Raw genomic sequence first — 19,257 nt, 5'->3', positions numbered from 1 at the left:
ACTCCTTTGACCCCCTCGCTCTTCGCTTGGGGGAGGGTCACATGGGTCAAATCTCAGTGGAAATTATGCGCCTACACGGGTCACTTCTCAGTGGAAATCAACAATCATGGCCTCTCGCGCCTGACAGATACGCGGCCCGGCGATGCAGATGGTGGAGTGCCACCTTCCTCAGGAATGAAGACAGGGTCAAGCAGTGCAGCCCCGTGCGAACGTCATCCTCCCCGTAATTTGACCCCAATCACAGATGACCCCTTGAATGCGACCGTCCCCTGCCTCCTGCGCTGGCGTCGGGGCGCGCAAAGCAGCGTGGCAGATCACGAATCTGCGCCGCCCTTTCCTGTCTTGGTCACACGGCTTGACGTCGGATTCAGTGCCCTGTGACCAGAACGGTGATATCGGCAGCCATCGACGCCGGGCCGGAACTGCCTTCGAGCGGTAAGGAAATCCTGCCCCGCGCGGTCGCGCCTTGCCCGATCAAAGCCTGTACGAGGCTGTCATTCAAACCCTGATCGGCGGAAATTTCCTGGTCCGGCGCGCGGTCTGCATCGTCATCAAGCCCCACTGCGCCGACCCAGGCGCGGAACCCGTCAGGGGTTACATATTCGGTGCGCCAGAAGCGGGCATGAGGGTGGCGCACCGATAGTGTCGCTGTGCCGCCCGAAGGGGCCGAAAATGTCAGATCGCCCGGCATCCCACGCCAGAAATGCGTCACCATCTGAACAGTCGGGTCTTCATTCCCGATGATCGCGGCCGAAATCGCATCAAGGATGCGTCCCGGCGAGGGCGGCGGCGCCGGGGTCCAGCCGGAGGCCTCCATGTCGTTCGACAGGGTCCGCTCATCCCGCGTAAACACAACCAGAGAGATTGCATCGACCGGCGTGCCGATCAGCGACTCGGTCATCACGGGCAGATCCGGGCCGGAAAGGGCCAGCGGGCCGGAAACCGTCACATCCGCGATGTGTGCAGGTGCATTGCGGGCGGGCTCGTGACGCCAGAGTCCAACCGTCGCAAACCCGGCAATGGCAATCATCGCCATCTGGCCCGCAATCCTTGTCCTGCCCCGAACCGGGCGGTACGCAAAGCTGCGCGATGAAAGCCATTCGGCCACCGCAATTCCGATTGTCAGCCACAGCGCCCCCACGAGCCAGCCGTTCAGCACATCGCTGAGGTAATGCTCGATCAGGTAGATCCGGCTGACGCCAATGGCGAAGGCGACAAGACCCGCCAGCAGCAGCGCCGACTCTGCCCGCAAGACCCTTGTCCGCCACAGTACATAGGTCAGCATCCCATAGGCCGCGACCGAAACTGCGGCATGGCCGGAGGGAAAGCTGCCAGAGGTTTCCACAAAATATCCCAGCGGTGAACGTGACCTGCCGAAAGCGTGCTTGAGCAATGAGACCGTCAGCGTATTACCCATAACCGATACAGTCAGGCCTGTGGCCAGCGGCCTCTGCCCCGCCAGCACGAGCCAGATCAAGGTTGCGGCGACCAGCGGCGCCACCACCCGCACGCCCCCCGGTATGGTGATCCACGAGGCGATGCGGATGGGCGCAGGCGACCAGAATTGATGGATCAGTTCGGCAAGCCGCATGTCCAGCGCAGCCATCGACGCATCCAGAGCGAAATCCATGGCCGTGTCGATCCAGACCACGCCGATATAGATGATCAGAAGAGACAGAAATGTCAGCGGCAGCCCGGTGAAGGTGCTGCGGTCAAACCGTGCCACGACCCGGTGAACCGTTTTTGGATGGCGCTTCAGTGCCTTCGCCACCAGGGGAATTTCGGCAATCCCGCGCAGTGCCGCCGCCAGGACCATGCCCGCAAACGGCAGAAGCCGCAGCAGACTGTAGAGCAGCCCCCAAAGCACGGCCAGCAGCAGAAGGATTGCCCCGATCAGAACCGCCACACGGGTCACCGACCCGCCGATCTGCCCAAGCGCACCGCCAAGCGCATAACCGATCGCGACATGCACAAATGCGTAGGGCACGCTGCCGATGATGTTCCAGATCAGAAACCGCCGACGCTCCATACCAGCCAGCGCCGCGGCAAGCGGCACCAGGCCTGCAACCGGCCCCAGAAAGCGCCCGATCACCAACGCCACTCCTCCGTGTCTGGCAAAAAGCCGGGTCGCCCGCGCGAAGGCGGCAGAGTTCTCGATGCGCCTGCGGCCGGGCAGACGATCTTTCGCCAGACGGCCGGTCCAGTAACTCATCTCCGAGCCGAGGATGGACCCGACAGCCACGAACCAGACCAGATCGAGGAAATCCAGAAGGCCACGCTGTACAAGAATGCCGCCCGCATCGACAATCAATGTGCCCGGAATGACGATGCCGGTAAGAAAGTAGGCCTCCAGCATCGAGGCTCCGCCGACCAGCCAGTACCCGAGGATACCGAGTGACTGGAGCGAGGGGAGAATCTGGTCAAGTGTCGGGAACATCAGGCTGCTTCATGATAGGGCCGTGCGGAGCCAACCCGACAGGGCCGTGCCGCGCATCGCCCCCATGGACAAGACATCGGGCGGTGCAGTCAAGTCACGCAGCCGCCCCACCGGCCGGAACTTCTGCGTGAGGCTGCACTCTGGACCTGCACCGGTTCCGTTCCGGTCTTCCGAGAGCGATGCCCTCACCAAAGGAGACAGGATATGGCAAGGGCACACAGCGACGATTTCAAACAGGATGCCGGGATGCGGTTCGCATCGCGCTCACCAGCGGTCTGACACGGCGGCAGGTTGCGTCTGATCTTGGGATTGGGCTTTCCACGCTCGGCAAATGGATAGGGTCGATTTCCGATGCGGCGAAGGCACCGGAACATGGTGCTGATCTTCTTCGCGAGAATGAGCGCTTGCGCAAAGAGAACCGCATTCTCAGGGAGGAGAGGGCGGTGCTAAAAACGGCTCAGTTCTTTGTGGCTCAAAAGCCGTGAAGTTTCAGTTCATTGCGAGCTTTCGCGGCAGCCTTTCGCGCAGCCAGCCCCGCGTGGTTCAAGCCATCCAGAACGTCCTCCCACAGCCCGGCGAGCGTCCTGCGCCGCAACTGCCGGCAGACAGATGACCACTTGCCAGACTCCTCTGGCACGTCCCGCCACGGCGCACTGGTCCGCGCGATCCAGAAAATGCCATCCAGAACAAGCCGATAGCCGCCGGCTTGCGCCCGTTCGGATGCCGGACTGCCCGGATGAAGCCCTCGAAGAATGCCCATTCGTCGACGGACATCAGGTTGCGTGCCAAGCTCACCTCCCACGCAGAGATGATCTTGAAGCACAGACGACCGCGGAGGGGAATCCGTTTTGGCAACACGACCCAGGGCCTGTTGCCAAGGCCGTTCTGGCTGCGCGGTCATTGGCCGGAAAGGGCTGCCCGCGCTCACGCTCTGCCGTTCAGGCCTTGAAACCGGAGGCCGCACAGCCGCATCATTCCGCCAGGCAGACCCGCCCCGCAAGCCTGAGGGCGCGGCAGGTCGTCAGCCGTTTCGTCCGATTGCAGCGGAGGCAGCACTCTGTTCTATCTCGTTCTGCATGTTATGGTTGTCGGGGTTTGCGCGGTGCACATTCTGCTGCGCCGCCATCGGCAGCCGGAATCCCGTATGGCATGGCTGCTTGTCGTAATGGTCCTGCCATATCTGGGGGCCCTGGCCTATCTGCTGCTGGGCCAGACCAGCGTCGGGCGCAAGCGTGTTGCAAGGCTGAAGTCCGAGTTCAGCGGCCTGCCGCGTCCCGAAGATGCCGATGGCTGGGCTGCGCCTGAAAACGCCCCGGATCTGCATCCGGAATTTGCACCGCTGTTTCGTGTCGGGCAATCCATTTCTGGCTACCCGGCGGTGGGCGGCAACACCGCACGGTTGATGGAAAACTCTGATGCTGCCATTGACGAGATGGTGGCGGCCATCGACGGGGCGCGCGATCATGTCCATCTGCTGTTCTATATCTGGCTCGATGATCACAACGGGCAGAAGGTTGCCGAGGCCCTGATGCGCGCGTCAGGCCGGGGCGTGGCTTGCCGTGCGATGGTCGACGACCTCGGGTCGCGCGCGCTGCTGAAATCCGGGCTTTGGCGGCGGATGGGGGCCGCCGGGGTTCGCACCCGCTCGGCCCTGCGCGTTGGCAATCCGCTGTTGCGCATCTTCAATGGCCGGATCGACCTTCGCAATCACCGAAAGATCGTTGTGATCGACAATGCCGTAACCTTCTGCGGCAGCCAGAATTGTGCGGACCCCGCTTTCCTTCCAAAGGCCCGGTATGGGCCATGGGTGGATGCGGTGATGCGGTTCACCGGGCCGGTCGTGCGCGAGAACCAGCACCTTTTCGCAAGCGACTGGATGAGCAATGGTGGCGACGACATCTCTGTCCTGCTGACCGCGCCGCTGCCGCCTGCACAGGCGGGATTTGCTGCGCAGGTGGTCGGAACCGGCCCGACATTCCGGACGCTGGCGATGCCCGAAATGTTCACTTCGCTGATCTTCGCCGCGCGCCGGTCCGTGTTTATCACGACGCCCTACTATGTGCCGACACCCGCGCTCCAGCAGGCGCTTTGCGCCTGTCCCGCGCGCGGCGTCGATACGAGGATCATCCTCCCGGCCCGCAATGACGATTTTGCTGTCGGCGCCACCAGCCGAAGCTACTACGAAAGCCTTCTGGAAGCAGGCGTGAAGATCTATGAGTTCCAGCATGGGCTTCTCCATACCAAGTCCCTGACCATGGATGGCCAGATCACGCTGATCGGCTCCGCCAACATGGATCGCCGCAGTTTCGATCTGAATTATGAAAACAACATCCTGCTTCAGGACGCAGACACCACCACCGCGATGCGGGCGCGGCAGGAAGAGTATCTTGCGCAAAGCAGACTTGTCCCGTTCGAAGAGGTTCAGGCCTGGGGACCGGGACGCAGGCTGTGGAACAACGCCCTGGCAATCGTTGGACCGATCCTTTGACCTTGCGCGAGCTGAATGCGGGACGGGCAGAACAGGGAATGCGCCGGTTGCGGTAGGGGAGAGGCTGCGGATTCGCCCGGCCACCCTGCATCTCGTGGTGACAGGTTTTCCGGCATATCCGCCAACGCACCTGACGATCCGCCATATTCCTGATGGTTCACGAACGTCTCTGTCTTCTGGCCAACCGGCGGCAGCGGAGAAGGCAGAGAACCGAGGCCGGTAAATTCGGCCGATGGCGCATCACCGCGGTCCGGTGATCCCATCTTTTCAAAGACCTACCCGGATGATCCGGTTTCGGGTGTCAGCCCTGATTTGCTGTGTTTGGGGGAGGGCTGCCGTGGCAAATCACCGTGAGTGCTGCCCGACAGTCTCTTGTTGTCCGGCCGCCGCCCGGCCTTGGGCGGCCTTATTAATGCAGCCTCAGGGCCATGTTGTCGCCACAATGGGCGGGCACAACAATCGTATGCAGCAGGTGCGTGCCCCGTCGTGCAGGAACAGAAGCAGCGCGGCCGGGGGAATCGTGGGGACGAAAGCGATGTCAGATCCCAGAATCGTACACGTCGATGATTGCCCGGATATCAGGGTCCTGGTCCAGATTGCGCTGGAGATGGTCGCCGGGCTGCCGCTGGTGCAGTTCGAAAGCGGCGATCAGGTGGTGCGTTTTGCTGATACCATCGAGGCGGATCTGTTTTTGCTGGATGTCATGATGCCGGGCCTGTCGGGGCCGCAGGCATTCCGGCTGCTGCGCGCCATGCCGAAATTCGCATCGACTCCCGCCATCTTCCTGACGGCGAAAGCGACGGAGCGCGAGCTGAAAGACCTGAACGGTCCCGGCGTGTTGGGCACGATCACCAAGCCCTTCGACGCGCTGCAACTGGGGCAGCAGGTGCGCAAACTCTGGGAAGCCAGCCTGCTCGGGCGGGTGGCTTGAATGGGGGACCGCGCCGGTTTTCACGGTCACGCCCGTTCTGTCTGCGGTCTGGTGCTGCCGTCAGTTCACGAATTCGATCACCGGGAACAGCGCGGCACAGACCTTGTCGCCATCAATAACCAGCGGCGCCCCCACGGGCGAGGCGGACATGCCGATACGGGCCATCCATCGCCGGAACACGGCGGGAACAATCCCGATGACATGGGTTGCGCCAGCCTCGCGCGCGACCTTCGCCATCTCGGTCATCAGCTGCACCTGAACCTGCGCCCGCAGCTTCGCGGGCACGTCAGGCTTGATGAACAATCGCGTCGCCTCCCAGATCAGCGGCGAAACGGGGGCCTCGAAAAAGAGGATGTCCCGCGGCAGACTGTCCAGCAATCCAAGCTGGGCATCGCGCAGCATATAACTGTGCAGGCCAACCCTGGAGGTGGTTGGCAACAGCCGGATGCCGGCAAGAACCTCGCCGTAACTGTGAATCGCGATCATGCGGGCCTGGGCCGTATCGTATTGATCGAACTCGATTCCGTCAGTTTCCGGTAGATCCCATCCCTTGCCTTCGATAAACACCTTATGCCGCATGCGCATGAAGTCGACGAAGAGGTCGCCGTGCTTGTGGATGTTTGTAAAGGTCAGGGTTGTCGCTTTGAGCGCACCGCCCAAAAGCGGGTCGGTCCTGCTGTCCTGTGGTTGTTCTGCGGCCTCCTTCAGGAGGATGCGTTCACGGGTGGTTGCCTCGGGAAGTACTTGCGGACTGATTACTGGAAAGAACAACCGAGCTGAACGCACCCTAGCCGGTTTCATGCCTTCCATGCCTACCTCAACGTTTCGTGTCCTTCTCTCTGGTATGCACGCTTGTGGCGAAAATGGCCACAGTTTTTCCTCTTTTTCGCGACAATGATTCACCATCTGTTAAAATGTATCTTCTTGGAGTGGTGTCTTGAGCGAAGTGTCGGCCTACAGATCCAACGGTATCCGCGCCGAAAGCCGCGTGTCGGGCCAGCTTGGGACGCTCTGGACACGCCTGCGGGCCGGACAGACCGATGAGGATCGCCTGAAACGGCAGCTTCTGGACTATGCAGAGGTCGGTCAAAGGCTTTTCTGGCAACGTCAGATGATCTTCGGCGTAGCGCTTCTGCTGGCGGGCTTCTTCTACAGCCTGCCGCTGGCCGTGCTGAACCTCGTCATGGTCGCCATCTGCGAAACCTATGACTACCGCGTGTTCATCAGCATCGCGCGGGCCAGGGCGCGCGGCCAGCAACCGGGGCGCCGTCATTACTGGAGTATCGTGCTCGGCACGATCATGAGTTCGGGCGCCATCAGCTTCTTTGCGGTCTGGATCTCGATCCTGCAAGGGCAGGGCTCGCATTTCATGCCGATGTTCTTCCTCTTCGCGGCAGGGGTCTTTGCCGCGATGAACAATCATCACCTGCTGTCGATCCTTGCCCTGCGGCTCGGGATTTACGGCGTGACCTTCTTCGCGATTCCGATTCGCGATATTGTGCTGGCCGTGGGCGGAATTGGTTCTGACCTGTGGGTGCAGTTCCTCTCCAGCCTGTTCGTAGCCTATTTCATCATCGACTGTTCGCGCATCTTTCTGGCGATGTATCGCACCAATATGGAGCGTCTGATCGAGCTTGAGGTGCAGAATCGCAAGATCGAGGCGGCGCTGGCGGCCAAATCGGCCTTCCTGTCGACGATGAGTCACGAACTCAGAACGCCGCTGACCTCGATCAGCGCCTCGCTGGACCTTGCTTTGTCAGGCAACCTCGGGGCGGTCGATCCCGCACCGCGCAAGGTGCTCGAAATCGCACAACGCAACTCCAAGACGCTGAAATCGCTGATCGACGAGGTGCTTGATCTTCAGAAGGCCAGTGCCGGCAAGCTGACGCTGGAACTTCATCAGACGGATCTTGTGGCGCTGGTGCAGGAATCGGTCGATGTGAACCAGCCCTATGCTGGCCGGCTGGGCTGCGTGATCGAGTTCGTCCGGCCGGAGGAGACCCTGACGGCTACGGTCGATTCTCAAAGGATCAAGCAGGCGCTCAGCAATATCCTGTCCAATGCCGCGAAATTCTCGCCGCCGGACAGCAATATCGAGGTCAGCATCGGCGTTCACGATGGCGCTGCCCTGATCGAGGTGCGCGATCAGGGCGAGGGGCTGGACGAGGCCCGAAAGGACGAGGTGTTCGAGCCCTTCACCCAGCTCGATTCGGGGGATGGGCGGAAGGCCGGGGGAACGGGGCTTGGCCTCAGCATCACCAAGCAGATCGTCGAGGCGCATGGCGGCCACATCGACTATCGCCGGAGCCCTGTGCGTGGAACCATCTTTTCCGTCACACTGCCGCTGAAAACCGAAGCGGGCGGCGTCTGATCTGCCTGTGCCGCGCCGCTCCATGGCTGCGGGCAGGGCAGCTTCAGCCTGCGTCGCACAGGGTCAGCGTTTACGGTCGTCCAACTCGGCGTTGAACAGCCGCAGACGGTGGGTCAGGTTCTCGTTGTCGATCACGCTGGTCCAGTTCTCAAACAGGAAAGACAGCGCTTCTCCCTCGTCCAACCCGGCCTCCTGCGCGAATTTGCGCAGGCGGCGATAGCCGTCCTCGGTCATGGCAACGGGAAAGCGGCGGGTCAGGCGAAAGCGGCGGGGCATGGGCGTCTCCGGTCGGGCTGGGGCAAAATCCTTTCTGCAAGGATTTTGCCCGATGTCGCCCGCAGCTTAGAACGCCTCGGCCGCCAGCGCCATAACCGGATCGGCGCCGCTTTCGATGCGTGCCAGATGCGTGGCACAGGCAGGAAGCTGTCGCGCCATGTAATAGCGGCCGGTCGTGATCTTGGTCTCGTAGAAGGTCGTATCCGCGGCGCCTGCATCCAGCGCCGCATAGGCAGCCTTCGCCATGCGGGTCCACATCAGGCCAAGACAGACATGCCCCATCAGATGCATGAAGTCGTAAGATCCGGCCAGCGCGGCATTGGGGTTCTTCATTCCGTTCTGCATGAAGAACATGCCAGCCGCCTGCATCTGCTTTGACGCAGCTTTCAGCGCCTCGGTAAAGGGGACCATGCGGGCATCGCCATCATGCGCCTTGCATTCGGCCTTCACCATGTCGAAGAAGGCCATGACATGCTTGCCGCCATCCGCCGCCAGCTTGCGCCCCACGAGGTCCAGCGCCTGCACCCCGTTCGCGCCTTCATAGATCATGGCGATCCGGGCGTCGCGCACGAACTGCGACATGCCCTGTTCCTCGATATAGCCATGCCCGCCGTAAACCTGCTGGGCCTGCACCGCCATCTCGAAGCCCTTGTCGGTCTGGAAGCCCTTGATGACGGGGGTCAGCAGACCCACGAGCCCGTCGGCCGCCGCGTCGTTCTGGCGGTGGTGACGGTCGATGAGCGAGGCGCCCCAGAAGGTCAGCGCGCGGGCGCCTTCCACGAAGGATTTCTGGTCCATCAGGCTGCGGCGGATGTCGGGATGTACAATCAGCGGATCGGCGGCCCCGGCGGGATTCTTGGCCCCGGTCACATCGCGGCCTTGCAGGCGGTCCTTCGCATAGGCGACGGCGTTCTGATAGGCGGCTTCCGCCACCGCATAGCCTTGCAGGCCCACGCCCAGACGCGCCTCGTTCATCATGGTGAACATGGCACGCATGCCCTTGTGCAACTCGCCCAGCAGGAAGCCGGTCGCGCCGTCGTAGTTCAGGACGCAGGTGGCATTGCCGTGAATGCCCATCTTCTCTTCGATCTTGCCGACGGAAACCGCATTGCGGTCGCCCAGGCTGCCATCCTCCTTGACCATGAACTTCGGCACGATGAACAGCGAAATGCCCTTGGTGCCCTCGCCACCGCCCGGCGCCTTGGCCAGCACCAGATGGATGATGTTTTCGGCCATGTCATGCTCACCAGCCGAAATGAAGATTTTCTGCCCGGTGATTTTGTAGCTGCCATCCGCCTGCGGTTCGGCTTTGGTGCGCAGCATCCCCAGATCGGTGCCGCAGTGCGGCTCGGTCAGGTTCATCGTGCCGGTCCAGTCGCAGGACACCATCTTTGGCAGATACGTCGCCTTCTGTTCGTCGGTGCCATGCGCGTGGATCGCAGAATAGGCGCCATGGGTCAGGCCCTGATACATGTTGAAGGCCATATTGGCGGAAACGAAGATCTCGCCCACGGCGGTGCCCATCAGATAGGGCAGGCCCTGACCGCCATATTCCGGGTCGCAGTCCAGCGCGGTCCAGCCACCTTCCTTCATGGCCTCGAACGCGGCCTTGAAGCCTTCGGGCGTCCGCACCACGCCATTTTCCAGAACACAGCCCTGCGCATCGCCCACCGCATTCAGCGGCGCCAGCACTTCGGAGGCAACCTTGCCCGCCTCTTCCAGCACGGCCGAGGTGAAGCTCGCGTCCAGATCCTCATATCCGGGCACGCCGGTTTCGGTGACGCGCAGCACATCTTGCAGCAGGAACTGCATGTCTTTCACGGGGGCGGTATAGGTGGGCATGTCTCTCTCCCTTCGGGTCTTGCTCTGGGCGGGTGCCGGTCAGGCGCCGCCGCGGTTTCTGAGGCTCGCCATCATCTCTTCGCCCCAGGCCATCTGGGTCTTGAGCTCGGCGATTGCCTCGTTCAGTTCGTCGCGCTGCGCCTCCATGGCGTGCAGCCGCTCTTGCGCCAGCTCATAGGTGCGCTTCAGCTGCGCCTCCTGCTGGCTGGGATCGTGGTCGTACATGTCCAGAAGCTGCCGGATATCCTCCAGCGAAAATCCGAAGCGCTTGCCGCGCAGGATCAGCTTCAGCCGCGCGCGGTCGCGGCGGGTGAACAGGCGGCGCGTACCCTGACGGATCGGGAACAGCAGTTCCTTCTGCTCATAGAAGCGCAGCGTCCGCGGCGTCACCTCGAAGGCGTCGCACATTTCGCGGATCGACAGGGTGTCCGACAGGTCGGTCTGTGTCAAACGGGTCATACGGGGTCTCGTGCAGAGTTACTCTGCGTCAGAGATGCGGGGTCTGACCTGTTGATACCAGAGGGATTGAAGTTGACGTAAACATAACGTCACGTCAGTTTTTCGGTGACGTAATGTCCTGAAATCTGACGCAGGGTCAGGGTAATTTTCTGACCCTGCGGCAAGCGCAGGTCAGCTTTCGCCCAGCTCTTTCACCGCCGTTTCGCGCAGGGCCTGCAAATCCGCGATGGTCACATCCAGTTCGTTACGCTGGCGGGCCAGTTCGGCCAGTTGCCGGTCAGCGAGGCCGATCCAGGCTTCCAGTTGCGGCCGGGTGCCCTGTTGCTGATAGATCAGAAGCCACTGGCGCAATTCCTCCAGCGAAAAACCGAAGCGGCGGCCGCGCAGGATCAGCGTCATCCGGGCAATCTCGCGCGGGCCATAGAACCGGGCGCGGCCTTCGCGTTCGGGGGCCAGAAGCTCTATATACTCGTAATAGCGCAAGGTCCGGGGCGTGACGTCAAACCGGGCGCACATTTCCTTGAATGTCAGGCGGGTATCGGTCATCCACGGTCCTCCTTGCCTGCCCAACCTAAGGGCAAATCGCCTCCGGTTGCAATCGGGCTTGGTGCGAAGGCCGCGGCGGGGGTTGCGGCGGAGGCGCGCAAGATGTCACATGGCGCGGCAGGTTCCGGCACAAGAGGCAGGCCATGAGCAACGACAGGCGCGACATCGCTCGCAAGTTCATCGAGGCGCTGCCCCACGCGCGGGCGCTGGGCATGCGGCTGGAGGAATTTGGCGATGCCCGTGCGGTGATCGCCATGGCCTATGATCCGCGGTTCATCGGTGATCCGGCGACGGGGGTGATCCATGGTGGCGCGGTTTCGGCGCTGATGGATACGGCCAGCGGCGCGGCAGTGATGGCGCATGGCCTTGCCCCGGCGGGCACCGCCACCATCGACCTGCGCATTGATTACATGCGCGCGGCGACGCCCGGCCAGACGATCCGCGCCCGTGCCGAATGCTATCACGTTACCCGCAGCGTGGCCTTCGTGCGGGCGACTGCGCTGGACGATGACGAAAGCCGCCCCGTCGCCTCGGCCACCGGCGCCTTCACCATGGAACCCGGTCCCGGCACCCCGGCGGAGGGCGGCAAATGAGCCCGCGTCAGAAGCCCGAGCCGGTCCAGGTGCTCAAACAGCGTCGTGACGGCGCGCTGCGCCGTCTGGTCGAGGGGGTGCCCTATATCAGCTTCCTCGGGATCCAGTTTGACCGGCGTGGCGACGAGTTGACCGCAATCCTGCCCTTCAAGGACGAGTTGATTGGCAACCCCCTGCTGCCCGCCCTGCACGGCGGCGCCACGGCGGCGTTTCTGGAGGTGACGGCGATCATCGAACTGAGCTGGTCGATGCTGTGGGAGGAGATGGAGAAGGGCAGTCTCGATCCCGCCACCATCGACGCGACCCATCTGCCGCGCCTGCCCAAGACGATTGATTTCACCGTGGACTATCTGCGTTCGGGCCTGCCGCGCGATGCATATGCGCGGGCGCGGGTCAACCGTTCGGGCCGCCGCTATGCCAGTGTGCATGTCGAGGCGTGGCAGGACAACCGTTCGCGGCTGTTCGCACAGGCGACCGGGCATTTCCTGATGCCGGACCGTGAGGACTGAGCCCGTGACCCCGGTGACGCATCGCCGCGTCCTGCATATCGCGGCGCCCATCGTGTTGTCGAATGCCACGGTGCCTCTGCTGGGGGCGGTGGATACCGGGGTGGTCGGGCAGATGGGGGCGGCGGCACCCATCGGGGCGGTGGGCATCAGCGCCATTGTGCTGGCGACCTTCTACTGGATCTTCGGCTTCCTGCGGATGGGCACCAGCGGCCTTGCGGCACAGGCGCATGGCGCGGGTGATGCGCCGGAACGCACGGCGGTGCTGATGCGGGCGCTGATGATCGGTTTCGCGGCCGGTGCCACCCTGGTCCTCGCGCAAGGCGCGCTGTTCTGGGCGGCGTTTCGCGTGGCGCCCGCCTCCCCCGAGGTCGAGGCGCTGGCGCGGCAATACCTGTCCCTGCGCATCTGGGGCGCCCCGGCAACCATCGCGCTTTACGCCGTCACCGGCTGGCTGATCGCGCTGGAGCGCACGCGTGGCGTGCTGGTGTTGCAGCTTTGGATGAACGGTCTGAACATCCTGCTTGATCTTTGGTTCGTGCTGGGGCTCGGCTGGGGGGTGCGGGGGGTGGCCGGGGCGACGCTGATCGCCGAATGGTCGGGGCTGGCGCTGGGTCTCTGGCTCTGCCGCGATGCATTTGGCCCTGCGCTGGCCGCTGCGCGCGCACGCCTGTTCGACAGCACCGCCCTGCGCCGCATGGCCTCGGTCAACGGGGACATCATGGTGCGGTCCATCCTGCTGCAAGGCGCCTTCACGACCTTCCTGTTCCTTGGGGCAGGGCAGGGCGATGTGACGCTGGCCGCCAATCAGGTGCTGTTGCAGTTTCTGGAAATCACCGCCTATGCGCTGGACGGTTTCGCCTTTGCGGCCGAAACGCTGGTGGGGCAGGCCGTCGGTGCACGCTCGCGCAGCGTGCTGCGGCAATCCGTGCGGCTGCCATTCCTCTGGGGGCTGGCCGGGGCCGCGCTGATGGCGGCGGGCTTCGCGCTGGCGGGCGGGGCCATCATCGACCTGATGACCACCTCGCCCGAGGTGCGGGCCGAGGCACGCGCCTTCCTGCCCTGGATGATCGCCGCGCCGCTGATCGGCACCGCAAGCTGGATGTATGACGGCATCTACATCGGCGCCACAGCGACCCGCGAAATGCGCAACGCCATGATCCTGTGTGTCGCAATCTACGCCGCTATCCTGGCTGTGCTGTTGCCGCTTTGGGGTAATCACGGGCTCTGGGCTTCGCTCATGGTCCTGAATGCAGTGCGCGGCCTGACACTCGGCTGGCGCTGGCCCAGGCTGGAAGCGCGACTGGCGGTCGTCTGACCAGCCTGCGCCGGATCATCAGGGCCGGAACCGGGCGAACAGGGCCGAGGCAGCCCAGCCCGCAAGTGCGGCGATCAGCAGCGAGGCCAGACCATAAAGCAGGGGCCAGTCATGGGCGCTTTGATACATGAAGCGTTCCAGCCCGGCCTTGCGCACCCAGATCCGCCGCTTGATCGTGTCGATCACCCGCCCCTCACGGGTCAGGAAGATGCGGACTGTGTAATCCCCCTCGACCAGCGCGGCGGGCAGGCCGACATCGGTGCGGAACAGGGTCTGTTCGGTCAGTTGCACGCCGCCTTCGCGCAGCGAATACTTACCCTCTTCGGTGCGGATACGTTGCAGCGCATTGACGAAAGCGGGGGATTCATCAGCATCCGAGGCAATCCCGACCGACCGGATGGCGCGGGGGATGGTGATGCGATGACGCAGATCGTCGGTTTCCGACAGGACACGCGACAGCGGGCCGGAGGTGACGACGGCATAGAAGCTGGGCGCACGGTCGATCTCCACCGCTGCATTGTTCTGCCAGATACCCCAGATCCGGTCCTTGCGCCGCACGGAAACCGGGCCTTCCGGTCCCTCGACCGTCACGATCACCTGTACGGTGCCCCCTTTCGGTGGCGGGGCTTCGCGCTTGACCGCGCCATAGATCAGGATTTCTGCCCCGGCATAATCGGCGGTGATCGACACGGATGACTGGCTCAGCCCCGCGACGATCTCTTCGCCGGGATCATTGGCAAGGGCAGGGGAGGCCGCCAGCAGGAGGGCGAGGATCAGCCGCTTCATGGCAGCCGCCCCGGTGTGATGGAATAGAACTCTTCCGGCCTCAGCAGCAGGTCCAGCCCGACGCGGAAGCAGACGGCCAGCACCAGAAGCGCCAGAAGAATGCGCATCTGATCGGCCCGCAGCTTCACCCCCACCCGCGCACCGATCTGCGCGCCGATCACGCCGCCGCCGATCAGCGTCAGCGCCAGAAGGATATCGACGGTCTGGCTCGACACCGCATGCATGACGGTGGTGAAGGCCGTGACGAAGATGATCTGAAACAGCGACGTTCCGATCACCACCTTGGTGGGCATCCCCAGCAGGTAGATCATGGCGGGCACCATGATGAAGCCGCCACCCACGCCCATCACCGCTGACAGGAAGCCCACAATGGCGCCCACACCCAGCGGGGGCAGCACGCTGATGTAAAGCCCCGAGGCGCGGAACTTCATCTTCAGCGGCAGCCGGTGCACCCAGGTATGGACATGCGCGCGGCGCACCTCCACCTTGCCCGCCTTGCGGGCGCGCAGGATGGCCCGCAGGCTTTCCTGAAACATCATCAATCCGACGAGGCCCAGAAACAGCACATAGGACAGTTGCACGAACAGATCGACCTGCCCCGCGGCGCTGAGCAGCGAGAAGACCCAGATGCCGAGGGCCGAGCCGATGAAGCCGCCGACCAGCAGCACGACCCCCATGCGGAAATCTACCGCCTTGCGCTTCAACTGTGCCAGAACGCCGGAAATCGACGAAGCCACCACCTGATTGGCGCCGGTGGCCACAGCCACGGCGGGCGGAATGCCGATGAAGAACAGAAGCGGCGTGATCAGGAAGCCGCCGCCGACCCCGAACAACCCTGACAGAAAGCCGACGATCGCACCGATCCCGATCAGCGCGAAAGCGTTGACAGAGACCTCGGCGATAGGGAGGAACAGCGTCATGGGCGGGTCCACACAGCGGGGGGTCTTGAGGACACGGGCAGGCCCGTCCCCAAGACTTGCGTTCTTCCGCCTGCGTTGTCAAACGCTTGTCCGGCGCAATGGTTGCACCGGACCGTCGCACGTTGCATCCCTGCCGCGCTGCGGCGCGATCAGCGCTCTTTTACATAGGGCTCGCCGCCCGCGCGGGGCGGAACAGCCTTGCCGATGAAGCCCGCCAGAATGACCACGGTCAGAATGTAAGGCAGCGCCTGGGTGAATTGCACCGGGATCATCACGAAGCCGAGGTCGATGCTCTGATAACGGATCGACACCGCCTCCAGCAGACCGAACAGCATACAGGCCGCCAGCGCATACCACGGTCGCCATTTGGCGAAGATCAGCGCGGCCAGAGCGATGAACCCCTTGCCCGCCGTCATCTCGCGTCCGAAGCCTGCGGCCAGCGCGGTGGACAGATAGGCGCCTGCCAGACCGCAAAGAATGCCGGTAATCGCCACCGCTGCATAACGGATGCCGGTGACCGACACGCCCGCCGTATCAACCGCCGCCGGGTTTTCGCCGACCGCACGCAGCCGCAGCCCAAAGCGGGTGCGATAGAGCAGCCAGGCCGAGGCCGGAACCAGCGCGATGGCGACATAGACGAGGATTGAATGGCCCGAGATCAGCTCGGAATAGATCGGCCCCAGCACCGGCACGGGGGCGATGCTGCCCGCAAAGGGCAGGGTGATCGGCTCGAACCGCGCCGCACCTTCCAGCGAGGGCGTACGCCCGCCCAGCCCGAACCACTTCTGTCCCAGCAGCACAGTCAGGCCAGAGGCGAGGAAGTTGATTGCCACGCCGGAAATCAGCTGGTTCCCCCGGAAGGTGATCGAGGCCAGACCATGAAGCCCCGCCAGCATCAGCGAGGCAAAGATGCCCGCCAGCAGCCCCAGCCAGACCGAGCCCGTTGCGGCAGCCGCCGCCGCCGAGGCGAAGGCCGCAATCAGCATCTTGCCTTCCAGCCCGATGTCGAACACGCCGGAGCGTTCGGAATAAAGCCCCGCCAAACAGGCCAGAAGCAAGGGCGTGGCCAGCCGGACGGTGGAATCGAGGATCTGGATGATTGTTGCGAAATCCATCATTGTCCCCCACGACCCGAGGCGAGGAACAGCCGCTTCAACGGCGCCCGCACCATATCGTCCAACGCGCCGGTGAACAGGATGACCAGCGCCTGAATGACGGTGATCAACTCGCGCGGGATCTTGGTCCACAGCGCCAGTTCTGCGCCGCCCTGATACAGAAAGCCGAACAACAGGGCTGCGAAGAACACACCGACAGGATGGCTGCGCCCCATCAGCGCCACAGCGATGCCGATGAAGCCCGCGCCCTCGACGCTGTTCAGCAGCAACCGGTTCGCCTCGCCCTGCACGGTGTTCACCGCCATCAGACCAGACAGTGCGCCGGAAATGAGCATGGCATACATGGTGATACGCACGGGCGAGATGCCGGCATAGATCGCGGCCTTTTCCGATTTGCCGAAAGACCGGATTTCATAGCCCAGCCGCGTGCGCCAGATGATTGCCCAGACCGCCACGCAGGCGATCAGCGCGACGAACAGGCTCACATTGGCGGGGGTGCCCTTGGCGAAGGGAATGCCAAACCAGCCCAGCATCTGATGCAGATCCGGCAGATTGGTTTCTGCCGGAAAACGGGCCGATGCCGGGTCCATCTGGCCGCGCGGCCGCATGACATTGACCAGCAGATAGTTCAGCAGCGCCGCCGCGATGAAGTTGAACATGATCGTGGTGATCACGATATGGCTGCCGCGTTTCGCCTGCAGCCAGGCGGGCGCCGCCGCCCAGGCCGCGCCAAAGGCCGCCGACAGCACGACCGAGGCCAGGAGCGCAAGGCTCCAGTGTGGCCAGGGCAGCATCAGACAGGCGATGGCCACGCCAAGACCGCCCAGCGTCGCCTGTCCCTCGCCCCCGATGTTGAACAATCCGGCATGGAAGGCGATGGCCACCGCAAGCCCGGTTAAGATGAAGTTGGTGGCATAATAGAGCGTATAGCCCCAGCCATAGGTCGACCCCAGCGCCCCGGTGACCATGATCTTCAGCGCCTCGACCGGATCTTCGCCGATGGCGAGGATCACGAGACCCGAAATCACGAAGGCAATGATCAGGCTTAACAGCGGCACCAGCACCGCGTCGGCCCATTTCGGCATCCGGCCCATGTTACGCGGCCTCCCCGCTGACACCGGCCATCAACAGGCCCAGTTCCCGTTCGTTCGTCTGGTCAGGCAGGCGCTCGCCCATGATCCGGCCATCGAACATCACTGCGATCCGGTCGGCGAGCGACATGATCTCGTCCAGCTCGACCGAGACCAGCAGCACCGCCTTGCCCGCATCTCGCAGGGCGACGATCTGCTTGTGAATGAACTCGATCGCGCCGATGTCCACGCCGCGCGTTGGCTGCCCCACCAGCAGCAGGTCGGGATTGCGCTCGATCTCGCGCGCGACGACGATCTTCTGCTGGTTGCCGCCCGAGAAATTCTTGGCGGCCAGCGTCGGGATCGGCGGGCGCACGTCGAAGGTCGCCATCTTTTTCTCGCAATCGGCGCGGATGGCATCATTGTCCATCAACAGTGCCGATTTCTGATATTCCGGCGCATGGTGATAGCCGAAGGCCACATTCTCCCATGCGGTGAAATCCATGATCAGGCCCAGAACCTGCCGGTCCTCGGGCACATGGGCGATGCCATCGGCGCGGCGGCTTTGCCCATCGGAATGGCGGCCGGTCAGATCCAGTTCGCGTCCGTTCAGCCGGATGGTGCCGGTGCCGCGCGCGATGCCGCCCAGCACCTCCAGCAGTTCCGACTGGCCGTTGCCGGCGACGCCCGCGATGCCCAGAATCTCGCCCGCGCGGATGGTCAGGTTTATGCCTTTCAGCCGTTCGACCCCCTGCGTATCGCGCACGCGCAGGTTTTCGACCTCCAGCACCGTCTTGCCGGGGGTGGCGGGGGCCTTTTCCACCTGCAACAGCACCTTGCGGCCCACCATCAGTTCGGCCAGTTCCTCGGGGCTGGTTTCAGATGTGCGCACCGTCGCCACCATGGTGCCGCGCCGCATGACGCTGACGGTATCGGTGGTTTCCATGATCTCGCGCAGCTTGTGGGTGATCAGGATGATGGTCTTGCCCTGATCGCGCAGGCCCTTGAGGATGCGGAACAGGTGATCCGCTTCGGCGGGTGTCAGCACCCCGGTCGGTTCATCCAGAATGAGGATGTCGGCCTGCCGATACAAGGCCTTGAGGATTTCGACGCGCTGCTGGTGGCCCACGCTCAGATCCTCGATCAGCGCGTCGGGGTCCACGTCCAGCTCGTATTCGCGGGCCAGATCAGCCAGCACCTTGCGGGCCCTGGCCAGCGATCTGGCAAGAATCCCACCCTCTTCGGCGCCGAGGATCACATTCTCCAGAACCGTGAAATTCTGCACCAGCTTGAAATGCTGGAACACCATCCCGATCCCGGCGCGGATGGCGCTCTGGCTGTCTGGGATGGGGGTGACCTTGCCGTCAATGACGATCTCGCCTGCATCAGCCTTGTAGAAACCGTACAGGATCGACATCAGCGTCGATTTCCCGGCGCCGTTCTCGCCGATGATGCCGTGGATCGAGCCCTTGGCGACCTGGATTGAAATATCCTTGTTGGCCTGAACCGGCCCGAACGCTTTCGAGATGCCCCGCAGCTCGATTGCGAAGGGGGCGGCAGATGACTGCCGCCCCGAAATGTCTGCGCCGCCCATGCGGA

At 63.4% G+C, this 19,257-nt stretch carries 17 protein-coding genes and 2 pseudogenes; 7 read left to right on the top strand and 12 right to left on the bottom strand.

Annotated elements, in window-relative coordinates:
- Positions 1-367 precede the first annotated feature (367 nt).
- On the bottom strand, positions 368-2,437 hold the full coding sequence (locus IE126_RS18525) for a bifunctional DedA family/phosphatase PAP2 family protein (protein WP_189381835.1): 2,070 nt from the start codon (positions 2,435-2,437) through the stop codon (positions 368-370).
- Positions 2,438-2,641: 204 nt separating this feature from the next.
- Here IE126_RS18525 and IE126_RS18520 point away from each other — a divergent pair.
- A pseudogene (locus tag IE126_RS18520) lies at positions 2,642-2,969 on the top strand (transposase); the annotation flags it as partial.
- On the opposite strand, the pseudogene IE126_RS18515 reads toward IE126_RS18520, so the two are convergent.
- A pseudogene (locus tag IE126_RS18515) lies at positions 2,955-3,232 on the bottom strand (transposase); the annotation flags it as partial. The pseudogenes IE126_RS18520 and IE126_RS18515 overlap by 15 nt on opposite strands.
- A 262-nt stretch (positions 3,233-3,494) precedes the next feature.
- Between IE126_RS18515 and cls the strand changes: the two are divergent.
- Together cls and IE126_RS18505 are read left to right on the top strand one after the other, a co-directional pair.
- Positions 3,495-4,925: a cardiolipin synthase gene (gene cls / locus IE126_RS18510; RefSeq protein WP_308429993.1), complete on the top strand. Its 1,431-nt coding sequence runs from the start codon at positions 3,495-3,497 to the stop codon at positions 4,923-4,925.
- A gap of 535 nt (positions 4,926-5,460) precedes the next feature.
- Positions 5,461-5,856 (top strand): response regulator, encoded by a 396-nt coding sequence (locus tag IE126_RS18505; RefSeq protein WP_189381834.1) that lies wholly within the window; start codon positions 5,461-5,463, stop codon positions 5,854-5,856.
- Positions 5,857-5,916: 60 nt separating this feature from the next.
- On the opposite strand, the gene IE126_RS18500 is transcribed toward IE126_RS18505, so the two are convergent.
- Complete coding sequence (locus IE126_RS18500; RefSeq protein WP_152968344.1) at positions 5,917-6,666, bottom strand: acyl-homoserine-lactone synthase; 750 nt, start codon at positions 6,664-6,666, stop codon at positions 5,917-5,919.
- Positions 6,667-6,802: 136 nt separating this feature from the next.
- On the opposite strand from IE126_RS18500, the gene IE126_RS18495 reads away from it, so the two are divergent.
- The gene (locus IE126_RS18495; protein ID WP_108129233.1) at positions 6,803-8,227 is read left to right on the top strand and encodes a sensor histidine kinase; all 1,425 of its coding nucleotides are present in this window, start codon (positions 6,803-6,805) and stop codon (positions 8,225-8,227) included.
- Positions 8,228-8,290: 63 nt separating this feature from the next.
- Here IE126_RS18495 and IE126_RS18490 read toward each other — a convergent pair whose 3' ends face one another.
- The 4 genes from IE126_RS18490 to IE126_RS18475 all read right to left on the bottom strand — a co-directional run bounded on the left by IE126_RS18490 (position 8,291) and on the right by IE126_RS18475 (position 11,350).
- Positions 8,291-8,503 carry a hypothetical protein gene (locus tag IE126_RS18490; RefSeq protein WP_054301475.1) on the bottom strand — a complete coding sequence of 71 codons (213 nt, stop codon included), beginning with the start codon at positions 8,501-8,503 and terminating at the stop codon, positions 8,291-8,293.
- 66 nt (positions 8,504-8,569) lie between these two features.
- On the bottom strand, positions 8,570-10,345 hold the full coding sequence (locus tag IE126_RS18485; RefSeq protein WP_189381833.1) for an acyl-CoA dehydrogenase C-terminal domain-containing protein: 1,776 nt from the start codon (positions 10,343-10,345) through the stop codon (positions 8,570-8,572).
- 39 nt (positions 10,346-10,384) lie between these two features.
- Positions 10,385-10,804 (bottom strand): MerR family transcriptional regulator, encoded by a 420-nt coding sequence (locus IE126_RS18480; protein WP_054301473.1) that lies wholly within the window; start codon positions 10,802-10,804, stop codon positions 10,385-10,387.
- A gap of 171 nt (positions 10,805-10,975) precedes the next feature.
- Positions 10,976-11,350 carry a MerR family transcriptional regulator gene (locus IE126_RS18475; RefSeq protein ID WP_189381832.1) on the bottom strand — a complete coding sequence of 125 codons (375 nt, stop codon included), beginning with the start codon at positions 11,348-11,350 and terminating at the stop codon, positions 10,976-10,978.
- Positions 11,351-11,493: 143 nt separating this feature from the next.
- Between IE126_RS18475 and IE126_RS18470 the strand changes: the two genes are divergently transcribed.
- From IE126_RS18470 to IE126_RS18460, 3 genes are read left to right on the top strand one after another with little or no spacing between them, the layout of a single operon-like run.
- The gene (locus tag IE126_RS18470) at positions 11,494-11,943 is read left to right on the top strand and encodes a PaaI family thioesterase (RefSeq protein ID WP_054301471.1); all 450 of its coding nucleotides are present in this window, start codon (positions 11,494-11,496) and stop codon (positions 11,941-11,943) included.
- The gene (locus IE126_RS18465) at positions 11,940-12,452 is read left to right on the top strand and encodes a PaaI family thioesterase (protein WP_054301470.1); all 513 of its coding nucleotides are present in this window, start codon (positions 11,940-11,942) and stop codon (positions 12,450-12,452) included. The genes IE126_RS18470 and IE126_RS18465 overlap by 4 nt, the downstream gene beginning before the upstream one ends.
- A 4-nt stretch (positions 12,453-12,456) precedes the next feature.
- Positions 12,457-13,767, top strand: coding sequence for an MATE family efflux transporter (locus IE126_RS18460; RefSeq protein WP_189381831.1), 1,311 nt, complete (start codon positions 12,457-12,459; stop codon positions 13,765-13,767).
- Between the two features lie 18 nt (positions 13,768-13,785).
- Here the strand turns inward: IE126_RS18460 and IE126_RS18455 are convergent, their stop codons facing one another.
- The 5 genes from IE126_RS18455 to IE126_RS18435 form a co-directional block, all read right to left on the bottom strand.
- Positions 13,786-14,553 carry a TIGR02186 family protein gene (locus tag IE126_RS18455; RefSeq protein ID WP_054301468.1) on the bottom strand — a complete coding sequence of 256 codons (768 nt, stop codon included), beginning with the start codon at positions 14,551-14,553 and terminating at the stop codon, positions 13,786-13,788.
- On the bottom strand, positions 14,550-15,473 hold the full coding sequence (locus tag IE126_RS18450) for a sulfite exporter TauE/SafE family protein (RefSeq protein ID WP_189381830.1): 924 nt from the start codon (positions 15,471-15,473) through the stop codon (positions 14,550-14,552). The genes IE126_RS18455 and IE126_RS18450 overlap by 4 nt, the downstream gene beginning before the upstream one ends.
- 149 nt (positions 15,474-15,622) lie before the next feature.
- On the bottom strand, positions 15,623-16,591 hold the full coding sequence (locus IE126_RS18445) for an ABC transporter permease (protein ID WP_108129237.1): 969 nt from the start codon (positions 16,589-16,591) through the stop codon (positions 15,623-15,625).
- On the bottom strand, positions 16,588-17,682 hold the full coding sequence (locus IE126_RS18440; RefSeq protein WP_189381829.1) for an ABC transporter permease: 1,095 nt from the start codon (positions 17,680-17,682) through the stop codon (positions 16,588-16,590). The genes IE126_RS18445 and IE126_RS18440 overlap by 4 nt, the downstream gene beginning before the upstream one ends.
- A gap of 1 nt (position 17,683) precedes the next feature.
- Positions 17,684-19,252 (bottom strand): ABC transporter ATP-binding protein, encoded by a 1,569-nt coding sequence (locus IE126_RS18435; protein ID WP_054301465.1) that lies wholly within the window; start codon positions 19,250-19,252, stop codon positions 17,684-17,686.
- Positions 19,253-19,257: the final 5 nt, after the last annotated feature.

Origin of the sequence: Gemmobacter nanjingensis (assembly GCF_014652195.1) — a bacterium.
In the GTDB taxonomy this organism is placed as follows: Bacteria; Pseudomonadota; Alphaproteobacteria; order Rhodobacterales; family Rhodobacteraceae; genus Gemmobacter; species Gemmobacter caeni.
This window is presented reverse-complemented; position numbering and strand designations above follow the sequence as displayed.